Source organism: Hymenobacter tenuis (assembly GCF_054780495.1).
Window position 1 is genome coordinate 859,121 of the sequence record NZ_BAAGWF010000001.1, and the last position, 22,521, is coordinate 881,641.

At 58.4% G+C, this 22,521-nt stretch carries 24 protein-coding genes; 14 read left to right on the forward strand and 10 right to left on the reverse strand.

From position 1 onward, the window contains the following. Positions 1 to 18: 18 nt before the first annotated feature. Complete coding sequence (locus ACYVGU_RS03710) at positions 19 to 876, reverse strand: universal stress protein (protein ID WP_460612409.1); 858 nt, start codon at positions 874 to 876, stop codon at positions 19 to 21. Between the two features lie 329 nt (positions 877 to 1,205). Next, entirely contained in the window at positions 1,206 to 2,636 is a 1,431-nt protein-coding gene (locus ACYVGU_RS03715) for an RtcB family protein (RefSeq protein ID WP_460612408.1), read from the reverse strand. Positions 2,637 to 2,887: 251 nt separating this feature from the next. Between ACYVGU_RS03715 and ACYVGU_RS03720 the strand changes: the two genes are divergently transcribed. Then, entirely contained in the window at positions 2,888 to 4,483 is a 1,596-nt protein-coding gene (locus tag ACYVGU_RS03720; RefSeq protein ID WP_460620951.1) for a protein adenylyltransferase SelO, read from the forward strand. A 74-nt stretch (positions 4,484 to 4,557) separates the two neighbouring features. On the opposite strand, the gene ACYVGU_RS03725 is transcribed toward ACYVGU_RS03720, so the two are convergent. From ACYVGU_RS03725 to ACYVGU_RS03735, 3 genes are read right to left on the reverse strand one after another with little or no spacing between them, the layout of a single operon-like run. Beyond that, positions 4,558 to 5,256, reverse strand: coding sequence for a pirin family protein (locus tag ACYVGU_RS03725; protein WP_460620952.1), 699 nt, complete (start codon positions 5,254 to 5,256; stop codon positions 4,558 to 4,560). Positions 5,257 to 5,260: 4 nt separating this feature from the next. Further along, positions 5,261 to 5,761 carry a hypothetical protein gene (locus tag ACYVGU_RS03730; RefSeq protein WP_460620953.1) on the reverse strand — a complete coding sequence of 167 codons (501 nt, stop codon included), beginning with the start codon at positions 5,759 to 5,761 and terminating at the stop codon, positions 5,261 to 5,263. A 45-nt stretch (positions 5,762 to 5,806) separates the two neighbouring features. Next, the gene (locus tag ACYVGU_RS03735) at positions 5,807 to 6,532 is read right to left on the reverse strand and encodes a peptidase associated/transthyretin-like domain-containing protein (protein WP_460620954.1); all 726 of its coding nucleotides are present in this window, start codon (positions 6,530 to 6,532) and stop codon (positions 5,807 to 5,809) included. A gap of 218 nt (positions 6,533 to 6,750) precedes the next feature. Here ACYVGU_RS03735 and ACYVGU_RS03740 point away from each other — a divergent pair, with 218 nt between their 5' ends. Next, a complete protein-coding gene (locus ACYVGU_RS03740; RefSeq protein WP_460620955.1) occupies positions 6,751 to 8,097 on the forward strand; it encodes a leucine-rich repeat-containing protein kinase family protein in 1,347 nt (448 codons plus the stop codon). On the opposite strand, the gene ACYVGU_RS03745 is transcribed toward ACYVGU_RS03740, so the two are convergent. Beyond that, complete coding sequence (locus ACYVGU_RS03745) at positions 8,094 to 8,519, reverse strand: hypothetical protein (RefSeq protein WP_460620956.1); 426 nt, start codon at positions 8,517 to 8,519, stop codon at positions 8,094 to 8,096. The two genes, ACYVGU_RS03740 and ACYVGU_RS03745, sit on opposite strands and share 4 nt — an antisense overlap. Positions 8,520 to 8,571: 52 nt before the next feature. Here ACYVGU_RS03745 and msrB point away from each other — a divergent pair, with 52 nt between their 5' ends. The 9 genes from msrB (at position 8,572) to ACYVGU_RS03790 (ending at position 16,609) form a co-directional block, all read left to right on the forward strand. Continuing rightward, the gene (gene msrB / locus ACYVGU_RS03750) at positions 8,572 to 9,039 is read left to right on the forward strand and encodes a peptide-methionine (R)-S-oxide reductase (RefSeq protein ID WP_460620957.1); all 468 of its coding nucleotides are present in this window, start codon (positions 8,572 to 8,574) and stop codon (positions 9,037 to 9,039) included. A gap of 82 nt (positions 9,040 to 9,121) precedes the next feature. Next, positions 9,122 to 11,659, forward strand: coding sequence for an excinuclease ABC subunit UvrA (gene uvrA, locus ACYVGU_RS03755; RefSeq protein ID WP_460620958.1), 2,538 nt, complete (start codon positions 9,122 to 9,124; stop codon positions 11,657 to 11,659). Positions 11,660 to 11,684: 25 nt separating this feature from the next. Further along, positions 11,685 to 12,317, forward strand: a complete 633-nt coding sequence (locus tag ACYVGU_RS03760) for a class I SAM-dependent methyltransferase (RefSeq protein ID WP_460620959.1) — start codon at positions 11,685 to 11,687, stop codon at positions 12,315 to 12,317. A gap of 120 nt (positions 12,318 to 12,437) precedes the next feature. Further along, on the forward strand, positions 12,438 to 13,427 hold the full coding sequence (locus ACYVGU_RS03765) for an ABC transporter ATP-binding protein (RefSeq protein ID WP_460620960.1): 990 nt from the start codon (positions 12,438 to 12,440) through the stop codon (positions 13,425 to 13,427). A 132-nt stretch (positions 13,428 to 13,559) separates the two neighbouring features. After that, positions 13,560 to 14,987 carry a PAS domain-containing sensor histidine kinase gene (locus ACYVGU_RS03770; RefSeq protein WP_460620961.1) on the forward strand — a complete coding sequence of 476 codons (1,428 nt, stop codon included), beginning with the start codon at positions 13,560 to 13,562 and terminating at the stop codon, positions 14,985 to 14,987. A gap of 9 nt (positions 14,988 to 14,996) precedes the next feature. Beyond that, positions 14,997 to 15,392, forward strand: coding sequence for a response regulator (locus ACYVGU_RS03775; protein ID WP_460620962.1), 396 nt, complete (start codon positions 14,997 to 14,999; stop codon positions 15,390 to 15,392). Positions 15,393 to 15,672: 280 nt separating this feature from the next. Next, positions 15,673 to 15,942: a hypothetical protein gene (locus ACYVGU_RS03780; RefSeq protein WP_460620963.1), complete on the forward strand. Its 270-nt coding sequence runs from the start codon at positions 15,673 to 15,675 to the stop codon at positions 15,940 to 15,942. Positions 15,943 to 15,960: 18 nt separating this feature from the next. Beyond that, positions 15,961 to 16,302: a hypothetical protein gene (locus ACYVGU_RS03785; RefSeq protein ID WP_460620964.1), complete on the forward strand. Its 342-nt coding sequence runs from the start codon at positions 15,961 to 15,963 to the stop codon at positions 16,300 to 16,302. 31 nt (positions 16,303 to 16,333) lie between these two features. Next, entirely contained in the window at positions 16,334 to 16,609 is a 276-nt protein-coding gene (locus ACYVGU_RS03790) for a hypothetical protein (RefSeq protein ID WP_460612393.1), read from the forward strand. Between the two features lie 179 nt (positions 16,610 to 16,788). Here ACYVGU_RS03790 and ACYVGU_RS03795 read toward each other — a convergent pair whose 3' ends face one another. The 4 genes from ACYVGU_RS03795 to ACYVGU_RS03810 all read right to left on the reverse strand — a co-directional run bounded on the left by ACYVGU_RS03795 (position 16,789) and on the right by ACYVGU_RS03810 (position 20,103). Then, the gene (locus tag ACYVGU_RS03795; RefSeq protein WP_460612392.1) at positions 16,789 to 17,379 is read right to left on the reverse strand and encodes a DUF1989 domain-containing protein; all 591 of its coding nucleotides are present in this window, start codon (positions 17,377 to 17,379) and stop codon (positions 16,789 to 16,791) included. Next, positions 17,348 to 18,040 (reverse strand): guanitoxin biosynthesis heme-dependent pre-guanitoxin N-hydroxylase GntA, encoded by a 693-nt coding sequence (gene gntA / locus ACYVGU_RS03800; protein WP_460612391.1) that lies wholly within the window; start codon positions 18,038 to 18,040, stop codon positions 17,348 to 17,350. The genes ACYVGU_RS03795 and gntA overlap by 32 nt, the downstream gene beginning before the upstream one ends. Before the next feature lie 419 nt (positions 18,041 to 18,459). Beyond that, positions 18,460 to 19,419 carry an alpha/beta fold hydrolase gene (locus tag ACYVGU_RS03805; RefSeq protein ID WP_460620965.1) on the reverse strand — a complete coding sequence of 320 codons (960 nt, stop codon included), beginning with the start codon at positions 19,417 to 19,419 and terminating at the stop codon, positions 18,460 to 18,462. Between the two features lie 201 nt (positions 19,420 to 19,620). After that, entirely contained in the window at positions 19,621 to 20,103 is a 483-nt protein-coding gene (locus tag ACYVGU_RS03810; protein WP_460620966.1) for a DinB family protein, read from the reverse strand. A gap of 423 nt (positions 20,104 to 20,526) precedes the next feature. Between ACYVGU_RS03810 and ACYVGU_RS03815 the strand changes: the two genes are divergently transcribed. The 3 genes from ACYVGU_RS03815 to ACYVGU_RS03825 all read left to right on the forward strand — a co-directional run bounded on the left by ACYVGU_RS03815 (position 20,527) and on the right by ACYVGU_RS03825 (position 22,444). Further along, the gene (locus ACYVGU_RS03815; RefSeq protein ID WP_460620967.1) at positions 20,527 to 20,841 is read left to right on the forward strand and encodes an LPXTG cell wall anchor domain-containing protein; all 315 of its coding nucleotides are present in this window, start codon (positions 20,527 to 20,529) and stop codon (positions 20,839 to 20,841) included. Positions 20,842 to 21,122: 281 nt separating this feature from the next. Next, positions 21,123 to 21,284, forward strand: a complete 162-nt coding sequence (locus ACYVGU_RS03820; RefSeq protein ID WP_460620968.1) for a chryseobasin-related MNIO class RiPP peptide — start codon at positions 21,123 to 21,125, stop codon at positions 21,282 to 21,284. An 8-nt stretch (positions 21,285 to 21,292) separates the two neighbouring features. After that, positions 21,293 to 22,444, forward strand: a complete 1,152-nt coding sequence (locus ACYVGU_RS03825) for a multinuclear nonheme iron-dependent oxidase (protein WP_460620969.1) — start codon at positions 21,293 to 21,295, stop codon at positions 22,442 to 22,444. Positions 22,445 to 22,521 lie beyond the last annotated feature (77 nt).

The window sequence follows — 22,521 nt, forward strand, 5'->3', positions numbered from 1 at the left end:
CAAGCGGTTTTAGCAGGCCTAGTGGGCGTGGAAGGTAAGTACCGGCTGCGCCGCGTTCAGGGCTACACTTTCCGAAACACTACCCTGCAACAAGTGGCTAAGCCCCGTGCGGCCATGCGTCAGCATCACCACTAGGTCGGCGTGGGCCTGCTCCGCAAAGCGAGGAATGCCAGTGGTGGCGCGGGGCGCATCAAATACATCGGGTTCGTAGCGCTTGAGCTGGTGCCGCTGCGCAAAGGAGTGTATGCTTTCCAGGGCGGCTTCGTGGCGGTCGGCAGAGGGCACCACGTCCAGTAGGTGCAGCAGGGCGTCGGGGAATATCTCCTGCAGCTGCCGCAGGCTAGGAATGGCGCTATCGGCTTCAGGCGAGAAATCTGAGGCAAACACAATGTGCCGAACCTCGAAATGCGGCGCCGGATGTTTTACCGTGAGCACGGGGCAGGGTGCGCGTCGCACAATATGCTCGGTATCAGTGCCCAGGAAATACTCCTGCCAGGAATTGTGCTTCTGAGCGCCCATCACCACCAAATCGATATCCAGCTCCTGAATCGTGTCCAGTACCGCCGACTCGAACTCCGTAGTATGCGTGGTGTGCACCAACTCCTGCACTTTTACCCCGGGGGCCAGGTGGTGCGCTTCATCTATCAGCTCGTGCATGCGGTGCTTTACTACCTGCAGCATTTTCAGGGTAAATACATTGTTGAGGCCGCCGCCGCCCGCTAGCCCCCCGGTGGAGGCAAACCGGGCGGTTTCGGGCAGTTCCACTACGTGCAGGAGCGTAACCCGCCCGGCCGTCCGGTGCGCCAGCTGCATGGCTACTTCGAAGGCGTTGTGCGCTTCGGCAGAAAAATCGGTGGGGACCAGGATATTTTTCATGGGAGTAGCGGAAGGGTAGGGAGAACAGGAGTGCAGGCCAGGTACAGACGAGTTGTATATACTGCATAATTTAAATATAATTTTGTCTGGTGTCAAGGAAAGAGCCAGCTATATTTTACGGTGTCAAGGATATATTTATGCAGGTAGCCAGAGAGTTATGAAGGAGTTTAGACGTTTATCTGAGGTTGGCTGCTGTACAAGAGCTAGTACAGCAAGCTTGGGCTAAACCCACCAATGCCCGGACCCAAAGCATAACATCACTTCGGGCCCGGGCATTGGTGGGGAACTGCTCACAAAGTCTTTTTCAGAGCAGCCTACCTGAAAAGCAGCTATTCGCCGCCGTAGCGGCTTTTACCTCCGCCGCCGGCATCCATGCGCACGATGCGGGGCAGGAAGGAGCCTAGTACATCTACTAGGTCCTGCTGGTGCGCCATAACTTGATGAATGTCTTTGTAGGCCATCGGGGCCTCGTCTAGTCCGCCCCCGATGAGCTCAATACCATGGTCGCGGAGGTGGCGGCGTACGTCGCCTTCGGAAAGGTTTTTCTTGGCCTCCGTGCGCGACATGCGGCGGCCCGCGCCGTGCGAGGCCGATTGGATGGAGTCTCGCTCGCCGCGGCCCCGTACAATAAAGCCGGGCGCCGTCATGGAGCCCGGAATGACGCCCAGTACCCCTTTGCCAGCGGGCGTTGCGCCCTTGCGGTGCACTATAGCTTCGCGGCCATCGGGCAGGGTTTCTTTCCAGGCAAAGTTGTGGTGGTTTTCCACTTTTGCCAGCGGCTTCTCACCCAGGGCCTGGCTAAGGCGGCGGTGAATGTCGCGGTGGCAGGCCGAGGCGTAGTCGCCGGCCAGGTTCATGGCGCGCCAGTACTCCTGGCCTTCCTGGGTGTCGAGGTCGAGCCAGGCGAGGTAGCGCGCCTCGGGCGGCAGCGGGCACTTGCTCATGGCCACCTTGGTGTAGTGCTGCGCAATGGCGGCGCCCAGCCCCCGCGAGCCGCTATGCGACAACAACCCCAGGTACTGCCCCACGGGCACGTCCAGCTCATTATCAGGGCTAGTAATATCTACAATGCCCCACTCCACAAAGTGGTTGCCGGAGCCGGAAGACCCGAGCTGGTTGATAGCAGCTTCACGCTTGCCCCGCACCACGGCAATTTCCTTGAACTCCGGCCGGTCCAGAATCGGGTCGTCGGTCGGGTTCTTAAACACTTCTTTGCCCCCAAAACGGGTATGGTTGTGCAGCAGCTTCTTGAGTTCCTGGGTGCGCTGCTCCAAGTAGTGCGGGGGCAAGGGGAATACCGACAGCGCCATGCGGCAGCCAATATCCATGCCCACGCCGTACGGAATCACGGCATTATCCACGGCCAGCACCCCGCCAATAGGCAGGCCGTAGCCTTGGTGGGCATCGGGCATCAGGGCCCCATCAAGCGTAACGGGCAATTTCATAGCTGTGTCCATCTGCTTGCGGGCGCCATCCTCAATAAAGGCTTCGCCGTAGCGGCGGTAGTCCTTTATCTCAGGGTTGAGGCCTACGTCGCGCTTAGGGTCGGGCACGAATTCCTTGGCCAGTTCCCGCCACAACGAGTCGCGGAGGTAGGCGTAGGGGTCTTCCTTGATTTTCTGCAACAACGCCAGGGCGCTGCCTTTATCCATTTTTTTTAGCTGCCGGTCTTCCAGAATATCAAGCGCCAGCGTGGTGGCGCGGCCTTCGGGGTAGCCTATTTTGCGCAGATCGTTGCCGCGCAGTTTGTTGGTTGCCATAGGGTAGGAGAGAAGGGTGGTACTAGGTTGTAGCGGGCAGATGGCGTACTAGGTTATGGTTGAGCTTGAACCAAGAGCCGCCTTCCTGCTAGCCCGCCGTTAGGGCTCAACCCATGCTAGCTCGTCCGAAACATGGCCCGTGGTTTCGCGTTGGCGAACTTGCAGGCCACGTGGCTCTCACTGGGGAACTACTCCGCGCGTTGTTGCTTTATACCTCTCTGGGAAGAAAATTTCCTAGCCTTCTTATGTCCATGAACCCACTCGAACTAGATAAAGCCACGTTTCAGAACTCCTTTGTGGAAGAGCTGCGCGGCGAAGACTCCGGCGACAATCGCCCCCGGCAGGTGCCCGGCTACACCTACTCCCGCGTAACGCCCACTCCCGTGCAGGACCCGCGGTTGCTGGCCTGGTCCGAGGACTTGGCGGCTTACCTTGGCCTAGTGCGCCCATCCGAGCGTGGCCAGGCCGTAGATGCGCTGGCGGGCAACCTCGTGACCTCCAGCATGAAGCCCTTTGCGGCCCGCTACGGCGGCCACCAGTTTGGTAACTGGGCCGGGCAGCTCGGCGACGGCCGCGCCATTTCGCTGGGTGAGCTGACAGCTACTGATAATACCATCTGGGAAGTGCAGCTGAAAGGCGCCGGCCCCACGCCCTACTCTCGCCGCGCCGATGGCCGGGCGGTGCTGCGCTCCTCGGTGCGGGAGTTTCTGTGCTCCGAGGCCATGTACTACCTCGGCGTGCCCACCACCCGCGCGCTCAGCCTGGTAGCCACCGGCGACCAGGTAGTGCGCGACATGTTTTACAATGGCAACGCCCGCCCCGAGCCCGGTGCTATTGTGGCCCGCGTGGCGCCTACCTTCATTCGGTTCGGCAACTTCCAGATTATGCTGGCCCACGGCGAGATGGACAACCTGCGCGCCCTCGCCGACTACGTGATCCGGCGCCACTACCCCGAATTGGGGGAGCCCTCGCCGGCGGTGTATGTGCGCTGGTTTGAGGAAGTGTGCCGCCGCACCGCCGTCATGATTGCGCACTGGATGTCGGTGGGCTTTGTGCACGGCGTAATGAACACCGACAACATGTCCATCCTGGGCCTCACCATCGACTACGGCCCCTACGGCTGGCTGGAGCCCTACGACCCCGACTGGACGCCCAACACCACCGACTTTGGCGGGCGGCGCTACGCCTTCGGGCAGCAGCCGCGGGTAGCACTCTGGAACCTGATGCAGCTGGGGCAGGCCATTTCGCCGCTGGTAGAGGACGTGCAGCAGTTAAATCCGGCCCTTGATGTGTACATCCAAACCCTGGAAAACACGCGCCACGACATGATGCTGCGCAAGCTGGGCCTTACCTCCCTAGCCCGCACCGAGGACCAAACCCTCTTCGATGACTTGCACGAAGTATTAGCCGCTTCGGAAGTGGATATGACGCGCTTCTTCCGCCAGTTGTCTCACACGGCCCCAGCTGTACTGACGGCCCCGGAAACCGAGGAGGCTGCCTTGCGCCTACTGCTACAAGATGCGGCGTACTCCATGGCTCCCGCCGAAGAGCAAGCCTTGCTGGCGTGGCTGCAACGCTACCTGCAACGCCTGCGGCAAGAGCAAGCTAGCCCGGAAGCCATTCGGGAAAGCATGCTGCAAGCCAACCCCAAGTATGTGCTGCGCAACTACCTGGCCCAGCAAGCCATTGAAGCCGCCGAAACTGGCGACCTGTCGTTGCTCAACCGCCTGATGGAAGTGCTTAAAACTCCGTTCGCGGAGCAGCCCGAGCACGATGACCTGGCCGCCAAGCGCCCCGATTGGGCCCGCGAAAAACCAGGTTCCGCCACGCTCTCTTGCAGCTCCTAAGCCCAGCTTTAATTAAGTAAACCCAGAAAGCCTTGGCAGTTGCCGGGGCTTTCTGGGTTTACAGGGGCTAGCAGTTACATATCCAGCACCAATACCAGGGCATTTTCACTGAGGGCTTCCAGTTCTATTTCGCTCGTTTTCCACAGCGCCAGGCCGTCTTTTTCGTGTAGCAACCGGCCTGCTACCTCGAAGGCCCCGGCCAATACAAATACAAAAAGCTGCCGGTTGGAGCCTCTAAGCGTATGAATGGCCTCGTGCCGGCCGGCAAACCGGCCTAGGCTTAGTGAGAAGGGCAAGGCCGCTCCCACCTCGGCAGCCACCACTTCCGTGAGTGTGTTGGCTATTTCCGGCGCCTCGAAGGTGTATATGTGGTCGGAGAAGGAAGCTGCAGGTTCGGCGGTTAGCCAGAGGTGCAGAAAGCTGATCAGCTCTGTATCATAAGGGTTGGTGAACTGTACGGTGCTTTGGGCCGGCAGCGTCAGGAGTTGGATTTCCTCCACGTGCACCAGAGCCGCGTAGCCGGGCGAGGCCGCCACTTTCACGCCACCGGTGATGGGGATAACCAGCAGATGAGAAGCCTGCTCGGCCACCAATTCCAGGCTGTGCGAGGCGGCCAGTGTTTCTTCATTCAGCCCAAAAAGGCCACCGAATGCGCCCTTGTGCTCATGCTGGAAGCTGCCGAAGCTAAAGGTGCTGTAGCGCCGGTGCTGTGCCGATTCTGCTTGCCCCCGTTGCTCGGCCAAGTACATCTTTCCGGGTGTGTGCCGCATCATGGTACTAGGCAGGTTGCAAGGAGTGGATAGATAGGTAAGGCTGCAGCTGAATCAGGTGCGTCAGGGTTTCAGCGCTAGGCTCTTGCGGCGCCGAAACCAACAGGTACGTCCCGATGGTGTCGTGCCACATGAGCGGCTCCGAGTAGAAGTTGATGGCTACCTGGTGCCGGGCTTTATCGAGCAGGTCGGAATTGATGATTTCAAATTGAAACTGGCTGAACGGCAGGAAGTGCCGGCCTAGGTTGTTGAGCACTTCCGGCACTAGGCCGCCCAACTGCTGCAAGTACCCGCGCACGGCCGCACTCACCAGAAAATGTAGCTGCCCGGCGCCGGGCGCGTGCTGAACTAGCTCCCCAAACGTCCGAAACCGCCGCTCCTGATTGAAATACTGTGCCTGCAGCCGAAACTCCGCGTACGTATCCTCGAACACTAGCTTATCCCAGGGCTGAGCGGAGCTGGCATCCATAATTTTTCGGTAGCACAATGTGATGCGGCGGTCGGCCATAATGCAAAAGGAAATTTAGGCGGGAGGTTGGGGAGCAAAAGAGGGCTAGGCGGCCACGGCAAAGGCAATGGAAAGCTCAAAACCGGCCGTAGTGCTGCCCGTTACGGTAGCCAGCTGCTGCGAAACTCCGTCGCTGAACACGTTGTCGTTGGCATTGGAAGTGTAGCCGCTCATGCCTTTGGTGTAGCCGTTCACAGCCGCCACCGCCGAGCCGGTACCTTCCGGAAATGCAATCTGGGTTACTTTAAGCGAGGTGCCACTTGCAGAATAGATATGCACATGAATGTGGGTGGCGCGGCCCGAATACCAGCCCGGAAAAATGGTCGTGAACGTGACCTGCCCGTTGGCGTTGGTGGTTTGGCGGCCGCGCAGAAAATGCACCGCCTGGTAATTAGTTGACTGCATGCCTGAGCCGCCGTACTCTGAGTAGTTGCCTTGCGCATCGCAGTGCCAGATATCGACTAGGGCGCCAGCCAACGCTGCGCACCCCGCGTTGCTGTTGGTTACCGTAATGGTGGCCGTCAGTTGGTAGCCCGAACGGCCATCCGTGATGTCGCTGCGCACATAAGAGGCCGGCACTTTGGTTGGGAAGGGCCCTTGGGTTTCGGTGGGCGCCACGGCACAATTGCTGGTGCTGCCCGTGCCGCCAGTTGCCCCGCCGGTGCTGGTGTCGGGCACAACGGTTTCGGCGTCTTTGCTGCAAGCGGCCAGCAGGGCGGGCGTCGAGATGGCGCCTACCAACAGGCTTTTAAGGAAGTGCTTTCTTTCCATGGGGTAGTGAGAATGATAGGTGAGGTAGTGCAGCGGATTTATGTCTCGAAGGTGGGCACCTGAGCCGCACTAGGTCGCCTGCAATCGACAACCCCGCCGGTATTCCCGACGAACTCCGACTTTCTTTCGCGTGGTAACTGCCTTGTTTTCTGCGGCCAAAGCAGAAGGCCGCGGCTTGGCTGGTGCGCATCAGGCCCTCGTTCCCGACCTTTGCCCGCATGCACACCCTAGCACAGCTGCGCGCCGGAGAGCTGGCCGGCACCCACCGCCTAGACCTATCAGCCGGCCTCACCGAGTTTCCGCGCGAAATCTTTGACCTGACCGACACGCTGGAGATCCTGAACCTCTCGGGCAACCAGCTCTCCTCACTGCCCGATGACCTGGGCCGGCTGCGGAAGCTGCGCATCCTGTTCTGCTCTGATAATCTGTTCACGGAAGTGCCCGCTGTACTTGGGCAGCTGCCGGCGCTAAGCATGGTGGGCTTCAAGGCCAATCAGATTCAGACGCTGCCCGCAGCAGCCCTCTCACCCAACTTGCGCTGGCTGATTCTCACCGATAACCAACTCCGGGAGCTTCCCCCAGAAATTGGAAACTGCACGCGGTTGCAGAAGCTGATGCTGGCCGGCAACCAGCTGCGGGAGCTGCCCACTACCCTGGCCGCCTGCACCAACCTGGAGCTGCTGCGCATTGCCGCCAACCGCCTCACGGAGTTGCCCGCGTGGTTGCTTACCCTGCCGCGCCTCACGTGGCTGGCCTACGCCGGCAACCCATTCAGCGAGGCGCCCGAAGCCGCGGCCTTGGCTAAGCATCCTATTCAAGCAATTCACTGGCAGGAGTTAACGGTGCAGCAGCAGCTAGGCGAAGGTGCTTCGGGCAACATCTACCGCGCTCAGTGGATTGCCCCGGCCGCTGTGCCGCAGGACGTAGCCGTGAAAGTATTTAAAGGCGCCGTAACCAGCGACGGACTGCCGCACAGCGAAATGGTGGCCTGCATTAGTGCCGGCGCGCACCCACACCTGACCACAGTAGAAGGCAAGCTCATCGGGCATCCAACCGGCGCCGAAGGCCTCGTGCTTAAGCTCATTGACCCAGGGTTTCGAATTCTGGCCGGGCCGCCTAGCTGGGCTTCCTGTACGCGCGATGTATACGGGCCGGAGGCTCAGTTCAGCCCTGCAACGGCCCTGCGCATTGCCCGCGGCATTGCCAGCGCCGCCCAGCACCTGCACGCCCAGGGCATTCTGCACGGCGACCTATATGCCCACAACATCCTCACCGATGCCCACGGCCACGCCCTGCTTAGCGACTTTGGCGCCGCTTGTTTTTTTAATCCTGCTGATGCCGAAACGGCCCAGGCCTTGCAGCGCTTAGAGGTGCGTGCCTTTGGCTGTTTGCTAGAGGAGTTGCTGGACCGATGTCACTTCTTGCCCACGGACTTGGGAGCCCATCAAAGCCTAGCAGAATTACAGCGCCGCTGCCTGTTGCCGGCGGCAGCAGAGCGTCCCTTACTGGCCGAGGTGGTGCAGGCACTTGCCGAGGTTGAGCTGGCGGAAGAGCCTAGCCGCTAGATCTGCCTGGCAAGCCACGTGTAGGCTGAAGCTACGTCATCAAACAGCACCACCATGGGGCGGGTTACAAACTGCATGGCCGTATCCATAGACTTGCGTGCCGACCAGTGCGGCGGGTACACCCAGGCCACAAAGCACATGCCCTGCTCCGCTAATTGGCTGTAGTAGCTGCCGCCCACCCAGCGGGCGCCGTCTTCCCAGTCGCTGGTTACCTGGCTGTTGTCGTTGAGCATTTTGCGGCATGGGCGCTGCGCCAGCAGCTGTAGTATCAGCTCGCCGCCGGTCCTAGCCGATTCGGCATTGTGCGTGCCTTTCCATTCCACGTACAACCAGCGGTTGTTGAGGTCATAGCAGATAGAAAGGGAAGGGGTATCGTAGAGTTGCTCCATACGTACGGCCAGCGAAAAGACGGAAGCATCCAAGTCAGGTTCTGGAAGATAAGCGTTTCATTTCAACCTCGAGAGTAAAATATCAATGCTGCGTTGGATTGACATCCTGACCTTCGCCAAATACAGCAACCCCGAGCCGCCCCATCGGGTGCAATGGCCGGAGGCGGTATGGCAAACCAAGCTCACGCCCGCGCAATTTCAGGTGCTGCGCCTGAAAGCCACTGAGCCACCCTACCGCAACGCTTTCTGTCGCTCGTATGAGCCGGGCCTGTACGCCTGTGCCGGCTGCGGCAACCTGCTTTTCAACTCCGTGACTAAGTACCACGCCATTTCCGGCTGGCCGAGTTTTACGCAGCCGGCAGCCAAAAACGCCATCCGCTATGCCTTTGATGACAGCCACGGGATGCAGCGAATAGAAGCGCTGTGCAACGTGTGCGGCGGGCACCTCGGGCACGTGTTTCCCGATGGGCCAGCGCCAGCAGGAGTGCGCTACTGCATTAATTCGGAAAGCCTGGTGCGGTTGGAGCCCAATGAAGACCTAGCAAAACCCTGATCTGAAACATTCAGTATTGTCATTCCACCTGTGCGGCGCCTCTACCGGCCAGCAGGAATCCTTCTAACTGCCGATAGTTTTTATGCCCAAGTCACCCGATCCGGCTTCCAGCCCTGCTTTTACTGGTTTCGTGCACGTGCGCGGCGCCCGAGAACACAACCTCAAAAACGTCGATCTGGAAATTCCGCGCGATGCCTTGGTGGTATTTACGGGTGTGTCGGGTTCCGGCAAATCGAGCTTGGCATTCGGGACCCTGTACGCCGAGGCCCAGCGGCGCTACCTGGAGTCGGTGTCGCCGTATGCGCGGCGCCTGTTCCACCAAATGGCCGTACCGGAGGTTGATGCCATTGAAGGGCTGCCGCCTGCGGTGGCCTTGCAGCAGCAGCGCGGCACGCCCACCACGCGCTCCTCGGTGGGCAGCGTTACTACGCTTTCCAATCTGGTGCGCATGCTCTACTCCCGGGCCGGCGACTATCCCGCCGGGCAGCCTATTGTGTACGCCGAGGGCTTTTCGCCGAATACGCCCGAAGGCGCTTGCCCCACCTGCCATGGACTAGGTCGCGTGTATGAGGTAACCGAACAAAGCATGGTGCCTGACCCCTCGTTGACCATACGGGAGCGGGCTATTGCGGCTTGGCCCCAGGCCTGGGGCGGTCAAAACCAGCGCGACATTCTGGTAACCATGGGCTTTGATGTAGACCGGCCCTGGCGCGAACTGCCCCAGAAGGACCGGGACTGGATTCTGTTCACGGAAGAGCAGCCCGTGGTGCCGGTGTACCCCGGCTACTCGCCCCAGGAAACCCAGCGGGCGCTGCGGCGCAAGGAGCCACCCAACTATATGGGCACCTTCACGAGCGCCAAGCGGCATGTGCTGCACACCTTCGCCACCACGCACAGCCCCCTCATGAAACGGCGGGCCCTGCAGTACATGCTCAGCACCGAGTGCCCGCTCTGCCACGGCAAGCGCCTGCGGCCCGAGTCATTAGCCGTAACATTTGCCGGGCTGGATATTGCTGAGCTGTCAGGGTTGCCGCTAAAGCGCGTGGCCAACTTGCTGCGGCCCTTTGCCGATGGCACGGCGCACGGTCGCAAAAAGCACGATGCCGCCCACCCCGAGCAGGTAATTGTGGCCCAACGCATTGCTGCCGACTTGGTGGCCCGGTTGGCCGTGCTACTGGACCTAGGGCTGGGCTACCTTTCGTTGGAGCGCAGTACACCCACATTGTCGCCGGGGGAGCTGCAGCGGTTGCGGCTGGCTACTCAGTTGTATTCCAATCTGTTTGGGGTAGTGTATGTGCTTGATGAACCGTCGGCCGGACTGCATCCTTCTGATACCGAAGCTCTGCTCAACGCCCTGGCCGGCCTGAAAAGCGCGGGCAATTCGCTGTTCGTGGTCGAGCACAACCTCGACGTTATCCGGAAGGCGGATTGGCTGGTAGATGTCGGCCCAGCAGCCGGCGAGCAGGGGGGCGAGGTGCTCTACAGCGGTCCGCCCGCGGGGCTGGAACACGTACCTGCCTCTCAAACCCGGCGCTACCTCTTCGGGGAAGGCAAACCAGCCAGCCAGCCGCCGCGCACACCCTCGGGTTGGCTGAAGCTGGCCGGCGTGCGACGCAACAACCTAGTAGGGCTGGAGGTGGCGTTTCCGCTAGGAGTATTTACCACCGTAACCGGCGTGTCAGGCTCGGGCAAATCCAGTTTGGTTAGCCAGGTGCTGGTAGAGCTGGTAGCTGCACATCTGGGCCATGAGCTAGCCCCCGAGGAAGAGGAAACCGACCCGTTGGAGCGCACCACCCCGCTTGAAACGGGCGGCCATATCGTGAGTGGCATGGAGCACATCAAGCGCTTGGTGCGCGTCGATCAGAAGCCTATTGGCCGTACGCCGCGCTCCAACATGGCTACCTACACGGGCCTCTTCGACCACGTGCGCAAGCTGTTTGCTGCCACACCCGCTGCCCGCAAGCGCCGCTACGATGCCGGCCGGTTTTCCTTTAACGTAGCTAAAGGCCGCTGCGAAAATTGCCAGGGCGAAGGCTTCGTGATGGTTGAGCTCTTGTTCTTGCCTAGTGTGTACGCGCCCTGCCCGGTATGCCACGGCGCCCGTTACAACGCCAAAACCCTGGAAATCACCTACCGCGACAAGAACATTGCCGAGGTATTGGGCCTGACCGTGGATGCTGCCTGGGAGTTTTTCTCAGAAGAGCCCGCAGTGCAGCGCGCCCTCACGGTATTGCGCGAAGTAGGGCTGGGCTATCTGCGCTTGGGCCAACCGGCCACCGAGCTTTCGGGCGGTGAGGCCCAGCGCATCAAGCTGGCTACGGAGCTGCAGCGCGCCCAGCGCGGCAACTCGCTATACATCCTCGATGAACCAACCACCGGCCTGCACCCCTCAGACGTAGAAAAGCTGCTGGCCCAACTGAACGGCCTCGTGGAGGCTGGCAATACGGTACTAGTAGTAGAGCACGACATGCGCGTAGTAGCCAGCAGCGACTGGGTGCTGGACATTGGGCCCGGCGCCGGCGACGAAGGCGGCCGCGTGGTGGTGGCCGGTACGCCGGCGGAGGTGGCCCGCGCCAAGGAGAGCCGAACGGCGCCGTATCTGGCTCGTTTTCAGAAGTAATCAGTTCACTTTTACGCAGTAGGGTATGTCTTCTTTCCTGGAGGAATTTCTGCGCAATCCGGCGGTAGTAGGCTCCATGGTGCCTAGTTCGCGCGAACTCACCGATAAGGTGATGGAGCCCATTGACTTCGCCAGCGCCACGTGCATAGTAGAGTACGGGCCCGGAACCGGTGTTTTTACCGATGTGCTGCTGCAACGGCGGCGGGCCGAAACCGTACTTGTACTGGTAGAGGTAAACCGCCGGTTTTGCAAGTTGCTGCAGGAGCGATACGCGGGCCAGCCCAACGTGCACGTGGTGCACGGCTCCGCCGATAAAACCAGCCAGTATCTGCAGCGCTTTGGCGTTGAGCAGGTTGATTATGTAGTGTGCGGGTTGCCGTTTTCCTCGTTGCCCCGGCGCCTGGGCTGGCGCATTCTGGAGCACACACGCAGTATTCTGCTGCCCAATGGCAAGCTGGTGTTGTTTCAATACTCCTTGCGCAATGAGCGGCTGTTTGGCAAATTCTTCCGCCAGATCAACCAGGAGCATGTGCTCCTAAATCTGCCCCCTGCCTACGTCCTAACGTATATTCCGGAGCCCGCTACAGCAGAGCGCACGCCTGCGTCGGCTACTAGGCAGCAAGCACCTGCAACAGTGCCGGGAGCGGCGCACCCGTAGCAGCAAGGCCCCAGGGCGTACCTTCGTGCATCAGCGGAAGCAGGAGCGCAAACTCCAGGCGGTACGCCCGGGCATTGGCTTCCAGGAGGAGGCCCGTTTTCTTTATTTGTTTTGGCTGGTATGAGTTTGTTACGCGTTGCGGGAATTGGGTTGCAGGAGAGGGAGAACCTAGTGTTGCACGACATCACATTTACGCAACAAGAGTTTCAGAAAGTAGCTATTGCGGGCGAAACCGGTTCCGGGAAAAGCACCTTGCTGCAAATCATAGCCGGCCTAGTACAACCTACCATCGGCGACGTGTGGGTGGATGGCACGCGCGTAAAAGGCCCGCTCGATAGGCTGGTGCCCGGCACGCCCGGTGTGGCGTACCTTTCGCAGCAATTTGAGCTGCCCAAGTTTTTGCGCGTAGAGCAGGTGCTGCGCTACGCCAACAAGCTCTCGGTCCCGGCCCTGGATAATCTGTATGATGTGTGCCGCATCCGGCACCTGGCCCAGCGCCGTACCGATCAGCTTTCGGGCGGCGAGCGGCAACGCATTGCCCTGGCCCGGCTGCTGCTTTCCTCGCCTCGCCTGCTGCTGCTCGATGAGCCCTTCTCCAACCTCGACCTGGGGCACAAGCAGATTCTGAAAGCCGTGATTCAGGATATTGGCGAGCAGCTGCATATTACGTGCACGCTCATTTCCCACGACCCCCTCGATACCCTTTCCTGGGCCGATGAGCTGCTGGTAATGCAACGCGGCCAGATTATTCAGCGCGGTACGCCCCGCCACATCTACACGCAGCCCGTGAGCCCCTACGCTGCCGCCCTGTTCGGCGACTATAACCTGGTAGAGCCTGGTCCGCTGCTAGGTGCCCTTACGGCCCAAGCCGGCCTGAAGCCCAAGCGTGGCAAGCGCCTACTCATCCGGCCCGAAATGCTAACACTAGCCCCCGCCGGAGCCGGAACCCTGACCGGTACGGTGGAGCGCATCCGGTTTTTCGGAAGCTACACTGAGGTGGAGGTGAACCTAGCCGGCGGGAAACTGAAGCTACGAACCACTGCTGCTGGCCTGCACCCGGGGGGCGATGTTTCCCTAGCCGTGCCTGCCAACGGTATATGGTATGTGTAGCCATCAGTAAGAGAGTAGACTAGGGTGCTACTTGCCGCCAACCCCACGGCGCAAAAAAATAAACAACAGCTTAAACCAGCCACGCAGATTTTGTCGTACGGGGTAGTCTATCTATACCTATAAGCTGTTTTTATGAACGATGACGTTCGCTTACTGGAAGGTGACCGGCGTTTTAGGGCCCTGTTCGAGCACAACCCCGATTTCGTGCTGTTCCAGAATGATGCGGGAATTATTCTAGATGCCAATCCGGCATTTCTGGCGCTGGTGCATCAGGAGAAGGAGGCTGTGCTGAACCGCCCATTTGCCGATTTTTTGCCGCCCGAGGCGCGCCCCTTGTTTCATGAGAAGCTGATGGAAGCTTTCCAGGGCCATCCGGTGCAGTTTGAAACGGGTGTGCAGCTGCTCGGAGCTGAATTCAAAGTGCTGAATGTGACGAAAGTGCCGCTCTGGATGGGAGGCAAAATTGTGGGCGTGCACGTGGTCAGCAAAGACATTACGTCTGCCGCCATTGCCCAGCAAGTCATTCAGGACCAAGCAAAGAAGCTCAACACCATCTTCGAGAGCATTACCGACGCTTTCTTTCTGCTCGACACGCAGGGTACGTTCACCTACGTGAACGGGGAAGTAGAGCGCCTGTTGGGCATTGCGCGTGGGCAGCTGCTAGGCAAACGAATCAAAGAAACCTTCTCCGGCGACTTCATGATTCCGTTTTACAAGCACTTTGATCAGGCCATTGACACAGGCACTGCCGTGCACTTCGAGGAGTTTTTCGAGCCCCGGCAGCTGTGGCTAGAAGTGAAGGCGTTTCCCTCTGAGGAAGGCCTGTCGGTGTACTTTTCCAATGCCACGGAAAAGATAAAGGCGCACCAGCAGCTATACCGCCACAACCAAGACCTACAGCAGTTTGCCTACATCGTATCGCACAACCTGCGCGCGCCGCTTACTAACATGCTGGGGTTAGTTGATTTGCTGATTGACTTGGCCAAAGACGCGCCCGAATACGATAACCTGCTGGCGCACTTGCGCTCCAGCACCGAGCAGCTCGATACAGTGCTGCGCGATATGAACACCATTCTGACCATCCGCGACAAGCAAGAAACTACGGAGCCGGAGTTGGTGCCTTTGAAGGAGGTAGTAGAGCAAGCCACGCAAAGTCTGCACGATGCCCTACAGGAGGCCGGGGCCGAAGTGCACTGCACCATTCCGGATACCGTGAGGGTACGCGGTAACCGCGCTTACCTCTACAGTATCTTCTTCAATTTGCTTTCCAACTCCCTGAAGTACCGCATTAAAACGCGGCCGTTGCGCATTAATATTTCGGCGGCCGACGCTCATACGGAGCCCGGCGTGCAGGTAATTGTGGCAGATAACGGGTCTGGTTTTGATATGCAGCGCGCTGGAAATGAAGTGTTTAAGCTCTATAAGCGGTTCCATGATCATCCGTCTGGCCGGGGTATGGGTCTCTATCTGGTAAAAAACCACGTAGAAGCTATGGGAGGCCATATTGAGGTGTACAGCGAAGTAAACCACGGCACCCGTTTCACAGTACAACTAGCCTGATTTTACGATATGCGCATTGTTCTCATCGACGACGACTCCACCAGCATTTTTCTGATGCGCATGTTGCTGCAACTGGAAGAGCTTGCTGATAGCGTTACCTCGTTTCAGTCGGGACAGGAGGCGCTGGAGTATTTGCGCCAAAGCCCACCGGAGCAGCGCCCCGAAATTATCCTGCTCGATTTGAACATGCCCGTTATGAGTGGCTGGGATTTTCTGGAGGCCGTTTCAGCCGAAGCTTCGGACCTGCTAAGCGGCTGCCGCATCTATATTTTAACGTCCTCACTGGCCCAAACCGATTCCTTGCGGGCGGCAGATAACCCCTTGGTTACGCGCCTGATACATAAACCCCTAGATAAGGCCGAGCTAAAGCTTATTAAGGCAGAAGTGGGCGTAAACAGCCACTAGCTTAGGTAAAAGCGTGAAGTGGCTAAGCCACAGCGCAGTATTGAATACCGAAGAATAAACCAGAACTTGCCTACTGCAGCCAGCAGGCGCTAGCCGCCTTAGCTCAACAATGCGGTACGTTTGTTGTTAGGCTTATATGAACTTAACCTGGCTGCCCGCTCTTTACTGAAGCAGTGGCCGGAAGGAGTAGCCCGATCGAAAACGGTTCGGGCCTCCGCTGCACCTAGTAGCCTACCGCATAGCCAGCTGGTTGCGCGTCCCTTTTAGGGTTTCCCTTTCTATGTCTGCTACTTATCAGCCCTCTGCCGAGCTTCTGCAGACATTTGGCTTTTCCCGCCACAACGCTCCGCCTGGGCAGGTCCGCTTTAGCCGGCCTACCGACTGTGGCCAGGAAACCATTGTGCTGTATCCTGATGATGAGCTAACCCTGCTCGAGGCTATAAATGGCCAGATGCTGTACAGCTTCCAGGGTAGAGTGGCCTCCGAAGCCGAATTTCGGGTATTGCTGCGCCAGGTAAACTGGTCGGCCGAGTTGCCATCTTCCTCCTGATTTTTTTCTGCTGTATACATGACCGATACGTACCTGCAAAGCCTGGGCTTTAGCGCCACCGACCAAACTCAGAATGCCAACCGTCCGGCCTTCAGCCACGCCTGGCGCTACCAACACGAGTGTCCAGCTCAGGATGGGGCTACTCTTTTCATTGAGCATCCGCTCGGGATTGATAGCTGCCGCTTAAGCACACTGGCTGCCCCGCTGGCTGCCCAGGATGTGTTTGCCACTGTGGCGCTTCATGACCTGCCTGGCCTGGAAACTGCCATTAGTGCCTTTTATGCTGCCCATGGCGGCAAGGGCCCGGTAGCGTCCCGCTTTACGCCCCACGTGTACCTGCCGTATCGCCGGTCGCGCTAACTTCAAACCCCGACTCTTTTTTATATTTTCCGTGGATCAAGATCTTCAACTTAGCCTGGCCAACAACGCCAAAGAATGGCTGGCCCTCTCGCTTACCATCTCCTCCGCTGAGAAGGTAGCCTTCAGCAAAATCCACGACGGTTTCTTTACTACCTACGGTGCCGATTTTATGGCCCATGTGTACCGGACAACCTTCGAGCACGTGCTGCAAAACATGCCCGACACCGAGCGTAGCAAGCTTATGGTAGCCTTCCAGCACGCCATGGATCAAGCCATCGACGAGCACTACTCCTCACGGCAGTCCTAGCGCACTTGGGTTGCGCCTGTAGCCTTGCTAGGGTGCATGCTGTCCGCCCGAAAACGAAGACGCCGCTGTTGCCATATGCAACAGCGGCGTCTTCGTTTTCGGGCGGACAGCACGTACTAGGGTGCCGGTATTCTCAAACCTGCTTTGCTGTACTGCGGCGGTTAGGTTGTCCGCTTAGCCTAGTCCAGAATCTGATACCCGATGGGCTTGAAGGAGTAGTTATTCGACATTTCGGCGGAGCAGGCCGTCATGCCAATCAGCAAGTCGGTTTTGGCTTCCAGTATCACGTAGTCGCCGGCTTTGCTTTTGGGCGGCAGCACGTCTACTTTGCCGGTGGTGCCGTCCACCGTTACGTGCATAAAAATGTTGAAGCAAATAGGAATAGCATCGGGGCTGATACCGTACTGCTCCAGCGCTTCGCAGAGGTTGCCAAAGCAGCCCCGGTGCGGATGCTGATGCCCATAGATAATCCGGAACGTATCGGCGCTGCACGGCGTCAGCAGGAAATCGTGGCGGCCTACGGTGTCCTCCACCAGCTCAAACATGATGTTGCTGCGGTTCGAGTAGAAGGGGTGGCCTTTCGTGAGGAAGATAGTTTCGGCGTAGTCGATGGTACGGCCCGAGGAAAGGTATTCAGCCCGGTCCTCGAGGTTGTAGCATATAAAATCCGAAACCTGCTCCCCCTCGATATCGACTACTTTGAGCTTTTGGCCTTTGCGCAAAACAAAGGCAGTACCGCTACGCGGCGGAATGATGGTTAGCTGCGTCATGTTGACTTAAAAAAGGACATTTCCAGGCCTGGTCGTAGGCTTTGCCGCTGTACTGATACGCTTCGGAGGCTTCGCCGAAATCCTGCAGCATAGGGTTAATGGAACCTGCATAGGCTACGTCGCGGGTACGGATGGTGTTGCGGAGCTTGTCGTAGCTACCGTTGCTACGGATCTGCTCAAACTGGGCGTGGGCATTAAACACCAGGGTAGGGTAGGCAAAGCGCCGGGCCGGCCGCGAGCTGCCAGGGTGCAGTCCAATCACGAAAAAAGCTTCTTCCTTGAGGCTAAAGCTAAAGTCCGGCGATGTAGGGTCCGAGACCACACGCCGGTCGTAGCCGTAGCGCTGAGCGTCGAGGTTGGAAAGGGCCTGCAGGCGCTGCCAAAACAGCTCCTCAAACAACGCTTCATTCGGCGTTTCAGGCCCTTTAAAGATGACGGCCGCGCTGTGGTACAACTTATCTGACTGGCGGTACGTGTCCACAAAATCGTAGATAAACTCCAGAATGGCCGCATCATCTTTCGGGCAAGCCAAATGGTCGACTACATGGCAATGGAGCTGCTGCCAGGTTAGCGCAGTCTTGGCAGCTACACAAGGGAATTCTTTCTTATTTATAAAAGAAAGATATTCATTAGTATATATATTGTGTTGTGAGTCAAGCATGTGTACTGTATAGTTTTGTCAGGAAAACTGGAATAGTCAAATTCCTCCTGTAAAACTTTACGCAACAAGTAGCTCCTATGTTGATACAGAAAAATAATGGCACTTATCAGTAAGCTGAACCATAATCCAATTCCTACGCTTCAGCTTGGCGCTACTAAGCTCATCAGCAAAAAAAGCCAACCGCTTAGCTGAGCGGTATTTACTCCGAAGCTGGACTCTAGCACACTTCCTATCTGAAGTGGTACTAGGTAAACAAGGCTGAGCTGTTTTGGGTGACAATTAGCTTAAAATCATGTACGAAATAAATGGATGCACCTTGGGCCTAGGTACCCAAAAGGCCCCAACTACTGCTGGGGCCTAAGGAAGATTTCATACTGAAAACCGTTGCTTGCCGGCGCGGTGTCAGGGCTAGCTGCGGTTTATGCCGCTTTGTGAGGTAGGCTTTTCACGAAGCTACGTACGGCTTTGCGGAAGGCTTCGGGTTCTTCCACGAAGGGTACATGGCCGGTTTGCAGCTGAACTACCCGCTGGTTGGGAAAGCGAAACAGCTTGTAGTGTTCCGGGCCCACGCAATAATCCGTTTTGCCGGTTATTACGAGCACGGGCGCCTTGATCTGGGGCGTGAGCAGGGTGAAGTCTTTGCGGTAGTCGGGTAGGCGGAAGCCGTAGCCGCCAAACTCGCCGGTGCCGGGGTTGCCCTGGTCGGCGGCGGTTACTTTCTGGTGGCCCGCTTCGGTGGTGTATTGCAGCTTAAACCAAGCGTTCTGGGCGCTGAGCTCGGGCATCAGCAGTTGAAAGCGCTCATCCAAGGGCTTGCTCTCATCCAGGAACGGGGCTTTATCGGGCACGTTCACGAAGTTGAGGCCGTGGTGCAGGGTGCTTTTCATAGCTTCTGTTATGCTGAGTGTGCAGTTGAGCAGCACCAGGCCCCGCACGCGTTGGGGGTAGCGCGCGGCGTACTCCGTGGCGATGGTGCCCCCAAACGAGTGCGCCATCACTACCCACGTTTCGAGGCCCAACTGCTGGCGTAGTTCCTCCAGATCTTGCACCATGCGCGCCAACGAGTAGTCGTGGTTGGGGTCGTTCTGGGACCGGCCGCTTCCCCGCTGGTCGTACCAAATCATCTGCAGCTTGTCTTCCAGGCTGGGGCCGGCCAATGCCTCCGGCATGCCGCTCCAAGCGCCGGGCCCGCCGTGCACAAACACGCAAGGCAGTCCCTGCCCAGAAATTTTGGTGAAAAGCGTTACTCCATCAGAGGTGGTAATGCGCGGGGTGCCGTTAGAAAGCGGCTTGCGCCCGGGAGAAGCAACCAGAAGCGAGGGCAATAGCAACCCCAACAGCAGCGCGAGGGAAAAGCTGAGGCGAAGAAAGCGGAACATGATGAGGCAAATAGGGTGGAAGAACAGTAGCGTGGTTACTCTTCTCCAGACACCTGGCCAGCCTAGTTCCGTTGCCTGAACTCAAGCATTTGTTGCCGTTTTTACTAGGTGGTTCGGTGCCTTAAACCCCACCGGTTGCCTGTGTAAGGGTCTATTTTGCTGAATTACAGAACTGTGTGGAGCTTGTGGCCGCTGCTGGCGCTATTCCCAGTCGTGCAGCAACCGCCTGACCAAAATAATCTGGCCGGTGTGGTACGCGGTGTGGTCGGCAATAAGTAGGGCCTCTCGCAGCAGGGTTTGGCCAGTGCCATGGGGTAGGGGCCTGAGCAAATCACGGGTGGGGTCTTCGAGCAACTCCAGAAACCGGTTGCGGTCGTGCTCAATTTGCGCAAGCGTGGCCTGCCAGCGGGCGGTATCTGCCTTGGCGGCGGGCGCAGGCCAGTACCCCTCGGGCCACGGCGGCGACACATGCTCGGCGCTAAGGCAGAACTCCACAATATCCCACTGCGCAATCCGGATATGCTCGGCCAGTTGCCACACCGTGTAGGGCAAGCCGGGCGCCGACTGGTTCAGCAGCGTTTCGGAAACATCGGCACAGGCCGCTTCCAGCGTAACGTGGGCATTGCCTTGGGTCAGCAGCTCAGTTAGCTCTTGCACAAGGTCGTGGCGGGTGGTGGGGTCCATAGGATACTCGTATAGATGAGAAGCGTAACCGGTTTAAGAACAATGAAGGGCTAGTGATTAAGGCCCCAACGGGCTGCATGGCTATCCGCGTTGGTAAGGTAAGCGAAAGGCTAAGGCTTCGGAAGGTAGTTAGTAGCCAACGTGTTTCGATAAAGCGCTCTGGTATTCCCGCAACAAGTCCAGACGAGGAGCCGGCAAGCTACACGACACCCAGAGCCTGCTGCATATGGCCCCGCTCTGGCCGCACCGCCTCAACATACTAGCCCCGGAAACAGGTCGAACCCTTACGCGCTTCGCCAGTAAATGCAGCTGCCCGATAAAGCAAACCTGAACGTCTTCGGTTGGGCGGCGTACAGCAGTACGTAAGGCCTGCGGGCATTGCCGTATTGCTTCTTGCCCAACTACCTCTCCATACTACCCTCTATGAAAAAGCAAACCACCACTGCCGCCTGGCTGGGCGGACTGGCTGCCGCTGCGGCCGCTGTTTTCTTCTGGAAGAAGAAAGACAAATCGGCTTCCCAAGGCCGTAAGCAGCCAAAGCTAAAACTGCGCACCCCCCGGCCCGAGCTATTCCCTATTTACAAGCCTTCTCCCAACGCTGGCTCCACCACACCCACACCCGAAAACGGCCATGTTCGGGAGGTGCCCGCCACCAACCCACCCGCCGATGATGCCGGCAGCAACTTCAGCCTGCAGGGCGATGTGCACCAGCCCAGCACTACCACCAACAACCGCTAGCCCCCGCCACGCCTCAAACTGGCAGGGTTAGAGAATAAAATAAATGGCGTCATGCGTTTACTGCTAAACGATGCCTGGCGCTGAGTGAAATAAACCACCCTTTTCTCCGCGGGCTTCCCTGTAAAGGGTAGCCTGCCCGAAAAAGCCTCGCGCAATATTTAGTGCCTGCTCATGCAACCGCCGCACTACTTCCCGACTCTTCCAACCGGGGCCGCGTTCCACTACGCGGCCCCGGTTTGGTTACATCACAGCTGGTATTATCTAAAACTATTACCTACGCCATGAAACTCTCACAAGCAGTACTCGGAGCCGTTCTGGTTGGGCTAACTGTGCAAACCACGAGCTGTGTCAAAAAGGGCGACCCCACCCCCAAGGAGGAAAGCAAAACCGGCTCGAAAACGCCCAAAGTGCCCGATAACTGCCCGGCTTGCGGCATGGGCTAAGCCATAGTATGCCTGCTGCTCTTTCCCTCGAAGTCGTGCCGCCCGGCCCCTTTTCCGCTGTAGCCTGTAACCTCGATGCCGATATCCTGTCGGCGGCATTTCCGTTGCTGGCCGAAGGGCGGGTGGAGGCGCTGGAGTGGTCGTTCGATACGCTGTTCTGGGCCGAGCAAATACCGGAGTGGTTTACCGAATTACTGCAGGCTTATGCTTCCCAAAACCGGCTAGTAGGGCACGGCGTGTATTTTTCCTTGCTCTCGGGCCGCTGGACGCCGGAGCAGCAGCAGTGGCTGCAGCACCTACAGGAGCTATCCAAGCAGTTTACCTTCGACCACATTACCGAGCACTTTGGCTTTTTCACGGGCCAGAATTTTCATTCCGGCGCTCCGCTCCCCATTCCCTACACTAGCACCGCCCTCCGCCTAGGCCAAGACCGCCTGCGCCGCCTGCAAGAGGCTTGCGCGTGCCCGGTGGGGCTAGAGAACTTGGCCTTCGCCTACTCCCTAGAGGAAGTAAAGCGCCACGGCGAGTTTCTGGAAAAGCTGGTGGAGCCCGTGAATGGCTTCCTGATTCTGGATTTGCACAACCTATACTGTCAGCTCCACAACTTCTCTGTTCCCTACGAAGACCTCATTGCCCTCTACCCTCTGGAACGGGTGCGGGAAATCCACATTTCGGGTGGCAGCTGGGAATCCTCGGGGCTGATGCCGGGTCGGCAAATTCGGCGCGACACGCACGATGATTCCGTGCCGGAAGAAGTGTTCCGGTTGCTAGAAATGACCTTGCCTCGGTGCCCAAACCTAAAATATGTGGTGCTGGAGCAACTAGGCAATGCGCTTAAAACTGAGCCCAGTCGCGCCCAATTCCGCAACGACTTTGGCCGCATGGAAACCCTAGTAACTCGCTTCCGCCGCCAAGGGAATAGGCAGGCCAGTACGTCGTTTTTGCCTTTGCAGTCTGGGGTGGCTAGTCAGGTAGTAGAAGATGAGCAGCTCCACGCGCAACAGCAGCAGCTTTCCCGCATTCTGGAAACAGCTCCTTCCTATGAGGATGCTCGGCTCCAGCTCCATGCCTCATCCCTGGCCCATACCGACTGGCAGATAGAGGTGTGGGAGCCACACATGCTGGAAACGGCCCTCAGCATTGCTCAGAAGTGGAAGTAGGTGGCCTACGGTAGGCCATCCGCTTAGCTCTCAATAGGTAAACAGGGCAAAATTGCTAAGCTAAAGGGGCGGCCAGG